Origin of the sequence: Chitinophaga sp. YR573, assembly GCF_900110995.1 — a bacterium.
In the GTDB taxonomy this organism is placed as follows: domain Bacteria; phylum Bacteroidota; class Bacteroidia; order Chitinophagales; family Chitinophagaceae; genus Chitinophaga.
Genome location: NZ_FOJF01000002.1, coordinates 238754 through 256798 on the forward strand (window position 1 = coordinate 238754; position 18045 = coordinate 256798).

Annotated in this window: 7 protein-coding genes; 6 read left to right on the forward strand and 1 reads right to left on the reverse strand. The window is 34.3% G+C overall.

Annotated elements, in window-relative coordinates:
- Positions 1 to 365: 365 nt before the first annotated feature.
- On the reverse strand, positions 366 to 5234 hold the full coding sequence (locus tag BMW86_RS20990; RefSeq protein WP_177189345.1) for a sacsin N-terminal ATP-binding-like domain-containing protein: 4869 nt from the start codon (positions 5232 to 5234) through the stop codon (positions 366 to 368).
- A gap of 764 nt (positions 5235 to 5998) precedes the next feature.
- On the opposite strand from BMW86_RS20990, the gene BMW86_RS33220 reads away from it, so the two are divergent.
- The 6 genes from BMW86_RS33220 to BMW86_RS21015 all read left to right on the forward strand — a co-directional run bounded on the left by BMW86_RS33220 (position 5999) and on the right by BMW86_RS21015 (position 17919).
- Positions 5999 to 6124 carry a hypothetical protein gene (locus BMW86_RS33220; protein WP_255372973.1) on the forward strand — a complete coding sequence of 42 codons (126 nt, stop codon included), beginning with the start codon at positions 5999 to 6001 and terminating at the stop codon, positions 6122 to 6124.
- 689 nt (positions 6125 to 6813) lie between these two features.
- Positions 6814 to 9969, forward strand: a complete 3156-nt coding sequence (locus tag BMW86_RS20995; protein ID WP_089783911.1) for an HD domain-containing protein — start codon at positions 6814 to 6816, stop codon at positions 9967 to 9969.
- Positions 9970 to 10774: 805 nt separating this feature from the next.
- Positions 10775 to 12112 (forward strand): hypothetical protein, encoded by a 1338-nt coding sequence (locus tag BMW86_RS21000; protein WP_089783912.1) that lies wholly within the window; start codon positions 10775 to 10777, stop codon positions 12110 to 12112.
- Between the two features lie 710 nt (positions 12113 to 12822).
- Positions 12823 to 14571 (forward strand): ATP-dependent nuclease, encoded by a 1749-nt coding sequence (locus BMW86_RS21005; RefSeq protein WP_255373012.1) that lies wholly within the window; start codon positions 12823 to 12825, stop codon positions 14569 to 14571.
- A 1-nt stretch (position 14572) separates the two neighbouring features.
- Positions 14573 to 16240, forward strand: a complete 1668-nt coding sequence (locus BMW86_RS21010) for a UvrD-helicase domain-containing protein (RefSeq protein WP_089783914.1) — start codon at positions 14573 to 14575, stop codon at positions 16238 to 16240.
- A 1001-nt stretch (positions 16241 to 17241) separates the two neighbouring features.
- Positions 17242 to 17919, forward strand: a complete 678-nt coding sequence (locus BMW86_RS21015; protein ID WP_089783915.1) for a hypothetical protein — start codon at positions 17242 to 17244, stop codon at positions 17917 to 17919.
- The last annotated feature ends 126 nt before the right edge of the window (positions 17920 to 18045 follow it).

An 18045-nucleotide genomic window follows, 5' to 3' on the forward strand; every position in this document is an offset into this window, starting at 1 on the left:
TACGATTGTAATTATATATATCTGTACATTCTGAAGCATGTTGACCAGAATTTACAATATATCACTAAGTTAACAATATTCTAGATCATCATAAGTATGGACGCCAAGTTAGCTTGAAGCAATTTGAAAGATGAAAACACGCTAGGGTATATCACAAGTGAGTATTGGTAATGGCGGGTTATAGTTACAAGGAAATAAGGGCCCCCCGCCACTATCCTTGGTTCTTTTAGCCATTGAGTTAGTCCATTTACATACCACCCTATTACAGCTCTACTTTAATCTCCTCCCTCCTAAATTCAGCTAAAACATGCTCTATACACTTTTGTGGATGATACCCAAGTACTGAGTTTACAATGTTCAGAACTTCAGAATTCTTCTTTATTAATGCGTAAATAAGTAATATCCGGACATTCACTATTCACATTGAATACTCTTGCAACCAAATAATTAGACTTAACCTTTTCCTCAATAAACTTCCATTCAGAATTCCTCCAGAAAACCTCTGTTTTGTCAGTTTGATATTTCTTTGCAGTTGTAGATTTCGCATCTACGAAAAACAGTATGTTTTTTTTTGTCTCATCGTATATCTCAAAATCATATTCATTTGTACCAACAGTAACATCCGGATTCTCCGTACTCGTCCATTTTACTCTATCTTTACCAAATTTTTCGACTAAGTCAGCATATACTATAATCTCACCGACATTTCCTGAATTAAAAAAAGCGGCATCATTTGAAAAAGCCTGGCTACCAACTGCAAGGATATCTTCAAACATATCTACACCTAACTCGTTTTTAAGCCTGATTAGTTCTAAAATCTCCTCTATGTCACCGTTTTGCTCTATCTTTTTAAGAAAATAATACTGGTCTTTCGACACTTCGTATCCAGCAGATTTTCCATTTCTATCAATACTTAAATGGAGTTTAAGTAATTCATCTGCACTCATCTTTTCATCGGCTACCAGTTTAGTAAGGATCATCTTTAAATCAACAACTTTACGCTCATTGATATAAATTACATTTTCGTCAGAAATAGCTACATCATCTGATTTATATTCTTTAAATATATAATGGCCAAATTCGTTTAGCTTAATAATTGCCGGAAGTTTGCCTTTATATAGAAAAATGGAATACTTGTTATCTATCTCTTCCTTCCAATGGAGATAAAATTTATCAGACATTTCTACTGATTCCGCTTGCAGCTTAGAGAAGTTGAAACTATCTTCTATTATCAATTCCTTACCTCTATTCTCCTTTCTTTGATTATTGATAATAGAAACCATTCTTTTAAATATTTCAGTTGCATCTGTTTTTGTAAGTGTTAACTGATTTGATATCATCCAGGTAAAAGAATTATATAATAAATCTTCACTTCCTTCACTTTCAATTCTCGGGAAATGGAACGCATCTCCGTCTTTGAAATACTTTCGTATAGAGACTATAACGGAACTAGACGTATTAATTTTAAGATCTGATAAAAAAAATTCTGCTGATTCGTTTTGTTCTACCCATGCTTTAAGATAATCAGGTAACTGTTCTTCGGCTATAGCATACGCATCCGGGTATATAGCCTTCCCTGGATCAAACCCTAATAATACGGATGTCTCTATATCACTTATTTTGGACCAGTCAATTGCTTTAACACTCAATTTATCCTTATCCCAAATGCTGAAAATGAACAAAATAAAATTTAATTTCTGTTCGTCATCCAATTTATCATTCAAATCTGGGCAGACAAATTCATCTCCGGCTATATAAGGTTCAATTAATAATTGAGTATTTGCATCCTGATCTATTAACACCGGAAAAGTGTTAAAAATCTCCTCTATACCGTCATATTCTTGACTTAAGATAGCACCAGGTAAAGGAAAATCATATTGTCGCGTATAATAGGAGAATCCACCAAGTGGATAATTATCTTCTAAAGTTGCTACCTCATATGTATTCAGGTCCAGGTTTTCTATATTATTATGATATTGAATTATAAAGGCCAGTTGTTGAGCATTCTCAATGCACTTTGGAATTAATTTGCAAATCTCCTTAAAGTCAGGTTCTGCACTTACACCCAGCAACTTTCTAAGTTGATGTGCATTAAGCTTTAAATCTTCAAACCTTTTTACTACTAAATGCAGATAATCACTATTCTTGTAATTATCAGGAAACATCTTTTCCATACTAAGACTACGTGATTCTCCACCAAAATTTATTTCGCCAAGAGAAACTGGAATTTCCAATAGCTTAATAGGTCCTTTTTTAGTTACTATTACTATTTTACTTCTGAATAACCTCCGTTCTTCCTCCTGCTCCAGCTCTTTACAAGCCATATCAAGGATCTTGTATTCAAAACTTTCCTCAGTATAGTCATCTGAAATATCTAAACGAAATTCGGATAATCCTAATAGGAACCTTCGCTTAGGCTCCGGATACAAAATAACCTCTACCAGTTCATTTTGTAAAGAATTAATATCTATACTATCAATCAGCAAATCATAAAATGGTTCTTCTGACAATACTCCTTTTACATTCTTGAATTCACTCAGTTCAGGTGGCAGAATTTTGAATAATTTATTATTTATCAGCTCATCCGAACTTACAGTTTCATTCAGAAACTTTGCAGTTTTGCGGGTTACATTTACTTGATAAATATTTGGTGCACTGGGAGCAATACTAATCAACTTTCCTTTTTTCTCAAGGTAAAATGATTCAAAAAAATCTTCTCCGCTATTTATACAAAATTCTATAAGTACGCGAACTTCATCAGGCTCTAATAGTGTTGATTTAGGCTTAAAATCACGCAGGTAAGAGTTTTTGAGAGAGAATGGCGGATTGGCAAAAAAACTAATTACATTGTATTTTGGAGTATATTCTTCTATCAGGCTATAAATTGAGTTTTGCAGTAATCTATAATTTTTTGCAGTAGCAAGTTTATCATTATAGAATAAATTTCCAGAAGCGACAAATGATTCATTATTATCTTTGTCAATCACCGGAATAAATCGCTGATTTGTCAATGGCGGATTGTCTTCTTCCATGAGAAAATACTTTAAAATACTCTCATAAAATGATTTATGCTCACTAGGCTGCTGTATTATATTTTCCCAATTGGGAAGAATTAATGTTTTGTATATTCTCCGTTCTTCAAGTAAAAATTCATCAAGTTGCCGGAAATATTCTTCATCAATAATTTTATATTGTTCCAACCATGTAGGAGTTACTAAAGAAGTGTTTATTAGTTCTTTTAGTCCTTTTATATTACCCGCTTTGTTACTGAATAATTTTAATTTCTTTAGACTTTCTTCTCCAACGCCTGAAAATTTAGTATCTGGACGCAAAAAGTTTATAAAGAGCCCCTTTTTTTGAGAAGTTGTCAACTTATTACTCACTTCCGTTCTAGCTGAAATTTCATTAAATATCTCTACATCAGATTTCAAATACTCACTTAATTCATGACTGAAGTTGAGATTTAATTCAGATATATTTAGTTCAGACACTACAAAATTAAGCGCAATGAGCTCCGCTTTAATTCCTATCGTTTTAGGAGTAAGGAAGATGAGGTTTTTGTTTTCTTTTATATCCTTAATCGCATATAAATTACCATCAGAAAATTTAAACAACCTGATAACACCAATACGTTTTCTGGCTTCTGCATTGAATATCATTCTTTCCAACTCCTGTAAAAAAGAATCATAATCTTTTACTGACTGATTAGCTATCCATTCATCAAGTTTTGCAGTATCAGCGTTAATTAATATATCTCGAACCGACCATTCTTCTATCTTAAGATTTACTTTTATGGCATCAATTAATTCATCATCATCCTTTTCATGCCAGTACAACCATTCAATATGATCCAATCCTATTGTACCAAGTGATATTTCAGTTCCTATCTTTTTTATCCTTATATTCTCTATTTCATCGGAACATCCTTCCATAGTAGGAATTCCTTTGAATAAACGCTCTTTAATAAACTTAAAAAGATAGTTATTTATATTATTTCTGTTTGTAGGTTCGTTTGACAAAATGAGACTTGCATATGTGGCGCGATAAGCCTCAATATCCGAGCTCTCCTGTTCATCAAAATAAGCAAGAAACTTTTTACAGATTTCAGGTAGTAATCTTTCATTTATTTGAGAATCAGGCTGCAGTTTCCGCCTATCATTATTCATATCGAATGCATTACAATGCAACAGAAACCTAAATCTATTCTTTTCCTCATCCATAGAAAAGAAATTGTATAGATTCGGAGCGCTAGCAAGACTTTTAGAAATTTTATAATCTCTATACCAGGCAAATGTAAATTTTATATCTCTGCTATTGTTCCTGGGCCTGATATCATTAAATGCATCACTTAGTTGCGGGAAGCTTCCCATAAATGTTTCTGTCAGCGTTTGCTTGCCAATTTCATCACCATTTATATAAATTTTTTCAAGATTATTTAGAAAATTAAGAGAGTAAGAAATACCACTTCTTAAATTTCCTATGTTGTCATCAATGAATTTGAACTTTCCTTTTCCAAGTTTCAAGAAAAAAACAGATCCGGTGTTTAAGTTATTTTTCTTAATAAGATCCATTTTTTGCACTGACTGTTTCACCAAAGCTCTCACTGTTATCAGCTCGTCTTCTGTAAATACAATACCTTTTGTTTTATAATCTTTCAATCTTATTTCTTCATTAAGATCAGCAGGAAAACAAGTATAAATAATCTTAATAAGCCAAGGAAGTGTTTCGTCCTCATCATTACCCAGACAAACATCTTCATCATCATCAATAAAACCTTCTAATTGAGACTGATTGTTCCAGCTAAACAAAACAGGTCCTGCGTAGTCATTAATAATAGCATTAAGTCCGTCATCTTCACCCAATAAGCGATGTAAAATCTTAAATCCAATACCAAATGTTCCTATATCCTCACCATGTTTATCTGAATCTCCTACATTTAAAATGGCAGACATATTACTTTCAGAAAAGTAAGATCCATTGTTAATACATAAGAGGAAATTTTCATCATAAAGAACACTGAATAAAGTGGCATGACTATCATCTGCATTTTGGATAAGTTCATATATTGCCTGCTGATCTGCTGCGACATTCAATGAAGAACTTCTCAAGAAACCACCTATATTGGGTCTTCCTCCATAGATAAGATAAGGAAACCCCTTTTCCTTACGACCTGTTTCATGATGTATAGTATTAATGAAGCTTATGTCAATTGAGGGGTCATCATTTCTTGCCATATGCGCTTTGTACCAATTTCTGAAATTAACTGCACTTCTTGTAAATAGCATGTCCTGGGATTATTTAGTTACACAAGGGTTGTTTTAGGTTACCGGATTAATTTCTCACGACGTAAGGTTGAAATTTGATAATGTCTTTTTAGATTCAGACAGAGTCTCAGATTATCAAATATAACTTAAATTCATTTTGTACTACTTAATGCAAGAATTAAAATAAAGGGAATCATGCAATTCATTATATAAACCCCGCAATAAATGATATATTCTTTTAATCTGAATTGCGTCTGCTAAATAAATCTCCTAGGGGATTTATTTTCACCTACAAAACAAAGGAGCGTCCTTTAAAGAAATATTGGCATAAACTTCATTTAACTAGATAACAGGGAATTATGCAGGATTACAGCATTTACATAATACCTAGGCTCAGGTTAAACTATTGTGTTTCTATGACAGTTAATATGCTGTTAATCCGATCGTATTTTTGAGAAATACGCTGGCATTGAACACTTATCTGGGCAATTCTGTATAGTGCTTATATTATATCCGGAATTCATATTACATTTACAATATACATTATATGAAAATTTAACCTGATCACTGACTGATAGCAAACATGGAACAGTAAGCATTTAATAATTATAATCAGGATAACAACTCAGCATCTGTAACATAATTTCCTATCCCTAAATTCTAAACATGCCAAGAACTTTTCTGAAGAAGAAAAGGATGAACAAAGACAGTCATTTTCCCAACCTGGTTTTTCAATGGAAGCAGCCATTATAAAACTGATGCGTAAAGCATTTGAAGAAGCCATTGCAAAAATTTTAATCGCAGCTAAATTCCGCGAATCCGGGAATTGGATTTTAATATTTGATAATGCTACGCATTGATCTGACATAAGTTGTTTATAATCAATATCATTTGGTTCGATAACCTACCGCTACTGGGCACTTGGCGAAAAGCCGGAGAGAAATCTTCGGCTTTTCTTGTTCTGGGCTCTGTAAGTCTTTGGATCATGTTGAATTGGGGGGTGCAACATTTTCAGGAATCAATATAAAAATACGTGTACGAAAAAATAATGAGTGAAGTTGATTGTGACATTAGAAAAAATGGTTGAACCTACAAAAATAGCCTCATTGTTTATTTCTTGTATCTCCTGCAATACCTTATCTGAAAGAGACAATTATCTCATATTCAAAGAGCCATATTAAAGTCACATCCACTAAATTATTTGGAGAACTAAATAAAAAAGCCCTGTAATCATATAACTATAAGCTTATTTCTATAAGTTGAGACGTTTGGATTCGAACAGACAACCTATTGACAATCATAATACTATGCATAAGTCAGCACTGCTTCGCCGACATAAATGCCTTAAGGATACCTCACCCACTGCAGAAGTAGAAAATCTTCCGACCGCTTTTTCAAATCAGTTATTGTCGTGCAGATTTCATTATAGATAAATATCATTTTCATTATTATGTTACAAAACAGGGCAACCCGCAATTAACAATGTTTGTCACTTTATGCTTTACATTACCCATATTGAAATTTTATAATTAGTATAACAATATTTTATATGTCCACAAATACTTGGTCCAATACCGCCATTTTTAAGAAGCTGGAAGCAAATAAAAGCGATGTAGCCTCCAGGATTATAGTTTTCCTCAAACAACCATCAGTAATGAATAAGATCGAAAGTATTTTGCGAGATGGTAGCACTACTCCTAAGGACTTTACCCTACACAATGCAGATCATTCATTTCGGGTTGCTGAAAGAATGTGGGAATTGATTCCGGAAAAGACAAAAAAGATCCTTTCAGAATATGAATTGACATTTCTACTTTTATCTGCTTATTTACATGATATTGGAATGAGTCCTACCTATGAAAAAGTGATAAACCACGAAACGTATTTAACTACAGGTAACAAGCAATTACTGTCAGAACAGGAGATTGCAGACCTACAAAAGTGGATTGATAATGAACCTAAAACATCTTCAATTGATGTCAAAAAAGAAAAAATAACAGATGCTACCCTCTCCGATTATGTCCTATCCTATTATATTAGACATAAACACAATGACTGGAGCGGGGAATGGATTAAAGAAAATATTAAAGATGACCAATTACCTGGCCTTTTTGATTGGGTGGATGATCTGATTAAAGTTTGTAAAAGTCATCATTATGAACTTGAACACCTCTTGGGTGAGGCTTTTGATCCTAAGCCTGCAGGAACCGGGAAAGTATTGCACTTAAGATATCTTTCTATTTGTTTAAGAGTTGCCGACATTCTGGAGAATGACCCTGAGCGAACGCCAGAAGTAATCCTTCAGCATAGAATGATTGATAAAAAAAGTCTTACATATTGGTTAAAAGATAGAAGATTTACGCTAACAAGAAACAGTAACAGATTTTCTATATATGCGAGACCCGAAAAGGCTTATCTCCATAAAGCTATTGAAGAAACAGCAGACGGTATTGAAAGAGAATTAAAGTTATGTGAAGAATTACAGAAAACAAAGCCTTTAAATCATTCAACCTTTATAAAGATTGAAGGTTATTTATGGGAGATAGATTCATTTGTTATCAAAGATATAGCCCCAAAAGAAGATACCTATGTTTACATTCAGGGGGCATTTAGACCCAATACAGCAAAAATACTGGAATTATTAGGCGGCAATCAATTGTATGGAGATCCTATATGGGCAGTTAGAGAATTGATTCAAAATGCGTTTGATTCAGTGAAAGAAAGAATTGCCTACCAGATCATTAACGAAAATAGGTCTTCGACCGAATATCTTCCCAGGCTTGGAGATTTGTACTCTGTAGATATTAGCATGGAAGAACGGGTAGATGGGATATGGCTAATATGCAGTGACCAAGGAGTAGGAATGACTAAAAGTATTATAGAAAAATTTTTTCTAGAAAGCGGCTCATCTCAACGCCATGAAATAAAAGAGCTTGAAAGAAAATGTAACGAAAGAGGATTTAAATTAAATAGAACAGGACAGTTTGGAATTGGGGTTTTAAGCTACTTTATGCTGGCCGAAAAAATTGTTGTTATAACCAGAAGGGAATCAAACACCGGCTATGATCCGGATGACTCAGTAGCATGGCGCTTTGAAATTAATGGCACCCATGATTTTGGCGAACTAAAAAAAACTAATAAATCTAATGTGGGAACCATCATTGAATTCAAATTAAAACCCAACATCGAAAACGATATTCAAAATTGGTATTTGGCTATAGCGGAATTCATCGGAAATAACATAATTAAAGTCCCCTGTGCTTTATCATATAAAGATGAATTTAATCATCAAATAAAAAAAATAGTTTATGGGTGGGCTAAATCAAAAAAAGAAATCAGAAATAAAATAATTAATGATTTTGAAAAAAATTACGACTACGAAATTGATCAGCTAAATGAATATGTAACAGTAAAAAGAAAAGATGCGGCCGCTAAGTACAAATCTCTTATACAAGAAGTTATAAAAGAGATTGAGGATAAAATTGACTTCCTGGTTGATGAGGGTGATTTCCTGGGCTTAGCCCAATATAGAATACATATTCCTTACTTTAAATTATGTAAGGGGAATTCCTTCCTTTATTTAAAGGAACGTTTTGAGTCAGAAAACCATTGTATAGAAATGGTTAAACATGGTTACTATTGGTCTCCTGAATTTGATGAAATAAATTTAAGTTTAAAAGGAATAAAAATTGATCCTACGGAGAACCCTTTGCAACGGAATTTTAGCTATGACTTGCCCACATATGCATATATAGAATTGGATATTGAATTAATCGACCCCTCGCTTGTGACTGTATCCAGACATGGATTAAACATCGAGCATCTTATTAAAGATTTCACAACTTTTATTAATACAAAGTGCGTTGATTTATTACACAATAATAGCCATCTGTTTGAGAACCAGTATGGGACTTTGAATTGCCTGAAACATGATATTTTTCCTATTCATTCATACTGGATCTCTGAAATATCATTTAAAGACCGGAAAATTTGCACATGGAGTCCTATAAAATTACCAATAACTAAAATCCCACATGATGTACTATGCAAAGATGTTAAATATAGAGGACAACGAGTTCATAATATTACAGATATTGAACCTTACGAAGAGGGTGATAATTATAGTTTACGCTTCATTATTGACGGAGTTCACAAAATGGGCATATTTCAAAAAGAATTTTTTAAAGATAACAAGCCATTACTTGCTCCGATAATTACGGAATATAAATTTTCAATTTCAGATGGTGAATCAGAACGATACAATAGTATAGAACTTCCACAGGTTTTTAAAAATGTATTACTTTTTGAACCAGAAGAACCTAATACTTACACATTTTTAGAAGAAAATTATCTTAATAACCAACACGAACTGTATAAATATTTTGATCCTAGGATTTTCACCAATATTGAAGCTCTTGGGAAAGATATTTCAATTGATCAATTATCTGATCCCCAGTCATGTCTGAGCTTTGTTATATATTGTATTTATGATGATGATTGGGATGAGCTTTATGAAGTAATTGGAAATAAGATACAACATTGTTACAATGTGCTTAATATTACTGAAATAAATGTGTTGATGTCAGATTATTATATTACGAGATATTCACTTGGTAAAGAAGACCGATTTTATGCCGGATCTGATCAAGGATATCTAGATCCTGAGTTAATTGATCAAGAATTTCAGGTGTTGATAGATAAATAGTATTTAATAGATACTACTTTATCTAACAGATAGAAATTTTTGATTCACTGGATCAGTTGTAAAATAACCTTTGCAACTTATTAAAAATCAATGCAAATTGGTTCGATGATTTACCGGTACTGGGCACCAAATGGCGAAAAGCCGGAGATATTATCTCAGGCTTTTCTTGTTTTATAGCTTGTGAGACGTCTATTGGCTTGCTCATTATAGATCAAGTTGAATTGTTGGGGGATTGATAGTTCTCGCATACAATTTAGATAGTCTAAAGAGAAAGAATTCTACATCTCTAGCTCCTCTCATCGCATATCCAATTCTGCTGTTTAGAATATTTAATATTGTTGAAAGGACATTTTTTAACTAAAAATTTACAGTCTTTATTTCTCCTAATTTTAAAAAGGTCCGCCTATAATCGAGGATAAAATACCAAGTAGTTGGTATTTTTATTCCCTATGATTTTGATTAATCTTGTAAAATAATTCTACCACATTCAGAAAATATTTGCTAGATAAGGAATCATATTACAACCAAAGCATAGTATCGCAGATGCCAAACAAATTGATATTGAGCTTATGGTCTTTGAAACATACAAGTCAGCAACAATTATTTAATAAGAAACAAACTAAAATTGGAGTATTACATTCTGGATTAGCTTGTTATACTATACAACTTTCAGATGACTAACCTTTCTGGTCAGGTAATTTGAAATGTGGGTGATGGATATATCAATGGCCCAACGCCTAAAAATATAGTTCTTTAATTGATCAAATAAATTCGAATAACATATAAGAACTAACCTATAAGTTATATGTATACTAAAAAGAATCCTTGTTACTATTGGGAAATACTAATCCCAATAGTTTTTGCCGCTTCCTGTAAGTGTCCTTTACTGTCTGCGCCATCGGTCAAAGCCAGCCATATAACGGTTTACGATAGCACTAGCTTAATACTTGCTGTTCCACATGTTCGATATGCAGATGTCTATTGGCAGGGACCAATTGGTACACATGAAGGTGAGACATGGGTTATCGACACAGTGAACAAATCGATGTCAGGTACGTATAGCGTTTGGTATCAATATAGAAAAAGAAAACGCTGTTATTCCGACGAAACTAAGTATAGCTTAAATGTTGAAGCGTTCCCACAGTATCCTAATCCTCTCATCTTTTCAAATCAAAACGCGTTAGTCAGTGCTGGAAAGACAATTATACTTTCAGTTCCTAACATTAATGAGGCAGAAGTATATTGGACAACTCCGCAGGGAATTAATAAAGGAAACCCACTTGTGATACCTGCTGCCATTGCAGGAGATTCTGGTCTCTATTCAGTAAAGTATGTCCATAATAGTACACCCAGAATATCGTCTGTTTCTACATCCAAAAGCGTATATGTATATAGCCGAAGTATCATTGCAAACTTTAATAATAAAACCTACTACGTTGATTTTAATTCTTCTAGAGAATCTGTTGATATTTGGTTAAGAGCCGATAAATCGAAATACGATATAAATAGAGATCTCATGCTTGCGCAAGTAAACTTTGGCAAAATTACTCTTCAAGATGCTAAAACCTACTTTTGTGAGCAAATAGGCTACATTTCAAAAAGCAGACTTCTATCTGGCTGCATGATCTCTGCAGGTGCGGCGGGCTGCTTATTAGGCTCTACAGAAGGCCTACCTTTGGTCCCATCGTGTGTCGTACTATTGAACCTTTCGATTCCTGGAAGCGCCGCATGTCTCGACGAAGTTGGGGGAAATATCGCGGAGGTACTTGGTATTTCTGATGCTGCCGACATAGGTAGTACAGGGGCAGCTATTGCAAAAGACGATGTGGTAGGTGCACTTTCTGGATTAATGAAAATGGCCTGTTCTAAAGCACTCAATAAAGAACCAAAGATAAACGTGGATGGCACCGTAACATTAGTACCTACCCACTCACCCCCATCTACCTCAAAAGATTCTAATAAACCTGATGGAGGAAATGGACATGAGTTTGGCTTTGGAGCGAAAGGCAATGGCGGAAGCAGTAGTAAGACCGGCAACGGTGGTAGTAATTCTGGGGGGGGCAATACTGGTGGTGGGAATCGCGGTAATAAGAGCGGAGATAAGCCAGATAAAGGACAAGGTGGAACAATTCGCATACCGTAGGCTGGTCGTTGTGGTATTCCCCATAATTCAAAGTTAACCAATTGGGAAGGTAATATTTTATTTGATGAAAAAATGACATGTATATCATTGAATAGGACATCTAGCTACGGATGAATGTAAATTAAGTTACTATGTAACTTGTGTTTTTTAATAAGGATATATCTCACATGAGATCAGGTTCTACATGCATTTGTTGGAGATTGTATTCTTCCACTTAAGAATTTGTTTATAGTTTACTTTCTTACTTACCTTTTAGTACTAAAAACGGATACGATTGATAAATACCAAGTAGTTGGTATTTTATCGATCGTATTTTTTTCTCTTTAACTAAGAACTCCGAAATAATTTGTTATAGTCTCGTAGATATTTCAAAAAGGCAATATGATAAGCAAAACTGACATTACTGGAGAAAATGAAAATTTAGAATTCCAAGATGAATTTTATCTCCGCCAGCTGGCCAAATGGTAGAACAGTGTTGTCGCCTTATACTAATAATCATTTGCGTAAAAAGTACATGAAATAATTTGGTCATTTCGAAAGAACTAACGAATATTGTCTAATTAGTATTCCTAATCATTTCTGGGATTTTGGTAGCCATTTAATTATATCTCTTCTGTTGTAGCAGCGACCGAATTTTTTAGCGTTCCTATCTGCTATTTGAAGTGATTATATTTTGATATAACCTTACTTTTTAAATAGATTGTCATATGATGCTCTCCAGAGTTACCCTAAAAGGGTTTCGAAACTTTATGGATGCAACAATCAACCTGAATGATAAAACCTTGGTTATTGGTGCAAATGATGTAGGTAAAACTAATTTGCTCTGGGCTATTAGGCTACTCCTTGACAGGGGACTTTCAGACTATGATCTTGAACCCCTTGACAGCGATTTCTATGCTTATGAGGAAATCCATTCTTTTAATATAAATCTTTTCTTTAAGAATGTAACGGAAGATTGTGTTTTATCCAGGCTAAAAGGGAAGGTAGGTGAAAACAACGAACTATGCCTATCTTATAAAGCTGTCAGGGATAAGTCAACCGGTGCCAAAAGCTATTCTCTCTACGCAGGACCAGATGTTGATCAACTGGAAGAAATTCAGGAAAGATATTATTTAAAGGTATTAAACGTAAAATATATTGGTAGCCGGAGGGATTTGAATCCATATGTAAAAAGAGAAAAAGCATACCTTTTTCAGCAAGCAAAAGAAAACAGAAGTGAAGAACAGGAGAATGCTGATGATAACCTCTACCAGAAAATTTTAACCGACCTTAAATCAGTTGACTCCCGGATACCTAAGCTGAACTTTATTGCAACTGCGACCAAGACTATTAACGAGGAGCTAAATAAGTTATCCTTGCACCATACCAAACAACAGATTGTATTTGATGCGGTAAGCTCAGATGTCGATAATTTCATTAATAATGTTTCCATAGCTTCCAATACTAACGGCCAGAATGTGGCGGTTGGAGGAGATGGTCGCTTGAACCAGATCTACCTTGCTCTATGGGCATCCCGTAATGACCTTACTGAGGATGCACTAAAAGAAGTTACTATTTTTTGTATAGAAGAACCCGAAGCGCATTTACACCCTCATCAGCAGCGGAAACTTGCTGATTATCTGAATGAATCTTTGAAAGGGCAAGTTTTAATTTCTTCACACTCCCCACAGATCGCATCCGAATTCAGCCCCAACGCGATTGTTCGCTTATTTACTTTGGAGAATAAGACAGTCGCTGCGTCAAAAGGATGTTCAAAAATTATTGATGACGCTTTTGAGGATTTCGGATATAGAATGAGTATTATACCGGCAGAAGCATTTTTTTCGGACGTGGTGTTTTTGGTTGAAGGGCCATCAGAGGAGTTATTTTATAAAACCCTTTCCACGCAGATAGATGTTGATCTGGATATGCTGAACATTAGTATATTAATGGTTGATGGAGTTGGATTTGGAACTTTTATTAACATACTCAATAGTCTGGAAATTTCTTGGGTACTGAGAACGGATAATGATATTTCAAAAGTGCCTTATAAAGAACACTATCATTTTGCTGGAGTAAACAGATGTATCGGATTTTACGATGACTATACGCAATGTGATCCAGCTACGAATGCTTTAATTGCCAAGCATGGAATACATTTAACAGGATTTCCCACAAATATGCCTGAACTAGTGCATTTAAAAGCTGCACAAGCCATTATTGCAAATTTGGAGAAATATGATATGTATTTATCAGAAAAGGATCTTGAAAATGACCTGATCAATAGTGCAATCAAGTCAGATCTTGTAAGGCATTTTAACAATAGAACTGAAGCCAAGGTTATTAAGGTTATGCAAGAGAAAAAGGCCATCAGAATGTATGAATTTTTGAAGAAAAATAAAGCATCTCTTGCAGTACTCAAAGATTCGCAAATAGCTAAGCCCTTATTGCGCTGTAAGGAACTAGCAGAACTTATATAGAATGCAGCCCACTAAACAGCAGCAGCTAATTCTTGATCATGATGGGTGTGCCGTAGTCATTGCTGCCCCTGGTAGCGGTAAGACCTTTGTCATTTCTAATATGATCAAACAGAAATTGTCCAAACTTTCGGAACATCAGGGTATTATTGCAATCTCCTATACCAATAAGGCCAGTAATGAGTTGAAACACCGGAGCCTTTCTAATGGTGAAAATCCACGCTTCTCATTTTTTGGTACAATTGACCGGTTTACAATTTCCGACGTAATCATCCCGTTCGGGAAACATGTTTTTGGTATTCCTGCTTCTTCTTTTCGTACAGTAAAATTGAATGAATTGTCGGTAGAAGATGTTGAAGAGATCAAGAGATTGATGATAGACAGAAAGGTATTTAATCAGATGATTGAGAAACTGGGACGTTTGTTTATGAATGGGATTATTCTGATAGAATATGTTGGTTTATTGGCCAATTATATTTTCTCTGTATCCCAGGCATGCAAAGCATATCTTAAAGCCCGTTACACTCATATTTACATCGATGAATATCAGGATTCGGGTGCTGAACAACATCAGCTTTTTTTAAGTATTAAGAATTTGGGAATTAAAGCCATTGCGGTCGGAGATCTGAACCAATCGATATATGCGTTTTCCAATAAAGACGCGAAATATTTAAAAGAGCTGACTAAGAATGTTGACTTCAAATACTTTAAGTTGGATAAAAATCACCGGTGTGCTGCCGGGATCATTAATTATTCTAATTACCTGCTGAATCCTAAAACAGAGTTGATAGCAGATGAAGACCGTCCCATAATCTTTACAATGATTGATGGAGGGAATGAGGAGATTGCGGCATGGATTGATAAATTTATAGAAAAATTAAAAGAGGGATTTCACATCACTGACAATAACAAAATTGCCATTCTCACTCGGTATGGCAGGACTGCTGTGGCTATTGACAAAACACTAACCACTCCACACCGCTATTCGGAAAGCAACGAGCTAGATAAGAGTATGAACGTTTGGGCATCTATTTTTTCCAGCTTATTGTCCTTCCTTTTTGATCACAATTACCGTTTTATTGATGTTGTAGAACAAGTTACCGAATATAACCATCTTTCAAAAGTTGAATTGAAACGGCTAAATCAGTTAAAAAAGAGTATAGAAGCATTTCGGGGTAGACCGCTAAAAGAGCTAACCGCATTGAAAGAAACTTTCTGCGAGGTTGCCAAGATAATTGCACTTAATTCAGTTCATCAGGACTCGGTATTGTTATTGAATGAAGTATTGAATACCCCGGAAATGCTGGAACATTACTATCCGACAGCTACAAATGAGATTCATATTTTAACTCTGCACAAATCAAAGGGACTGGAATATGACTTGATAATCCATTTGGATTTGCATGAATGGGCTTTGCCTGCTAAACGTCCAGGACCGGGTAATGATTTCAACAACCCAGTGTTTGAGAATTATCAACAAGACCTTAATTTACATTACGTTGGGGTTACTAGGGCAAGAAAGGCATGCGTGCTAATTTCCAGTACAAAAAGAGTAAATAATACGGCGCAAGTTAAAAAAGGAAGTCCTTCTGAGTTTCTGAGCCTTAACGGAATTGAAAAATTAAGATATAGTAAGAAAAAAGAAGAAGGAAATGCTAAAAACTCATCTTAAACCAAGTTGGACATATTAGTTTCTAATGTTGATTTAAAGAATGTATCTAGTATGATATCTATTTCGTATGAGATGTTGAAATTTCGATAATTAATTGTATTTTTTATATGTTTCTATTGATTACTGATTATCATTCCCTTCTGGAAGAAAGCAACCTCTTTGAAGCTTTTGACTTATTAAAACTTTCCAAGAATTTCCTACTTTTGTTTATGACAGGTAGAACTTTTTAGAGAGTGTGTAAAACAAACAACTTTCTAAAAAGTTCTAAATCTTTGACACGTATTTGACACGAAGGCTTTATAAGTTATTGAGGTTCAGTATTTAATTCGCTCCTGTTCTGGTCACTTGGCGAAAAGCCGGAGATAGATATCCGGTTTTTCTTGTTTTATAGCTTTCGTAGGTAAACCTTAGATATTCTCACTATTGGCAACTATAAAACACCTTACATCTAACAACTCTTCGTACCTACTGGGAACTGTTTTCAGATTACCAGCCTGCAGTAACTGTGTTTAGGCAGTTCTTACTTTCGCAGCATCGCTATGCGCTCGTACTTTAGCTATCTCGCCACCAAAGTTAATATTATATGAAAATACATAGAGCCGTTCTATATATTATATTAAAACGTGTACTCAACAAATTGGAATTTCGCTTCAATTTGAAGCTAAACCGATTTTACTATAAGGAATTCTGATTATTAAAAAAAATTGTTCATTTTAGAATTATCAATATATTCATAACGTACAGGTTGTCTTCCTTACGAAATCGTAGGAATATTTCCAGTATGAAAATGGAATGTGAGTTCCCGTTATACAAGCATTTTCTTTTTAGCTTATCCCAATAATTACAACCCCAAATACCTTACTTGACGTAATGAACATTACTCTTTCATCTTATTTGAAGTAGTAGAATATCGCATTATTCAAAAAAGCCTATGCAAGTTTTGGAATAATAGTTAGTTTATTGCTACTTAAGTTCCTTCGGAACTCATAAATTGTCTCGTTATGAAAAAATTATCTGTTAAAGATCTGATAGAGTTTAGAAGAAAATCCGATAGAGGGAAAAAGACATTCGTTGAAAGCATTAAAGCTAAAGTAATCGAAGCCCCAACAGTAGGTGGAGGCGACTATTGGATAACAAGCTTAAGTGCTGTTTGTAATTCCTTTAAACAAGATAGCATTGAACTTGTTGATAAAAAGATAGATGAGTTAAACAGGAAGTTGAGTGATAGCCAACATAGCATTACAAAAAATATGTACAATCGAAATATTTCAATTCTCGAACGATACAAAAAGATGGACAGTAAAATGCTTCGTCCGAACGGAAAATTATCATTTCTAAAAAAATCCACTGGCGATTCATTGCTGACTATCAAAGGAATACAAGTTAAATCCAATCCCAGTCATATATATGCCTTTGGAACCAAAACGGAGGAAAAGGTTGGGGCTATTTGGTTTGTTGCGAAAGTAAATGGTTATCGTATTGAAGAAGTTGGCATGTTTTGCGAAATGCTATACAGATTTCTCGTAAATAATTATTCAAAAGAATACCTAGTTGACTCTAAATATTGCATAGCCGTTGACACATTAAGTGGCCATCGAGTAAAATATTCTCAGATAGAAGACGGCGACATCTCTCCAATGTTAAATTCAACTTTGTACGAGTTAAGTAAACTATTATAGGGGCATAGAAGAATCGTTATATACATTTCTTCACTCATTCATCAATAGAATGAAGACCTTATTGGCACTTTCTTTAAAAAAAAGAGTCATTTTTATTAATTCTCTATATTTTAATGCATATACTCA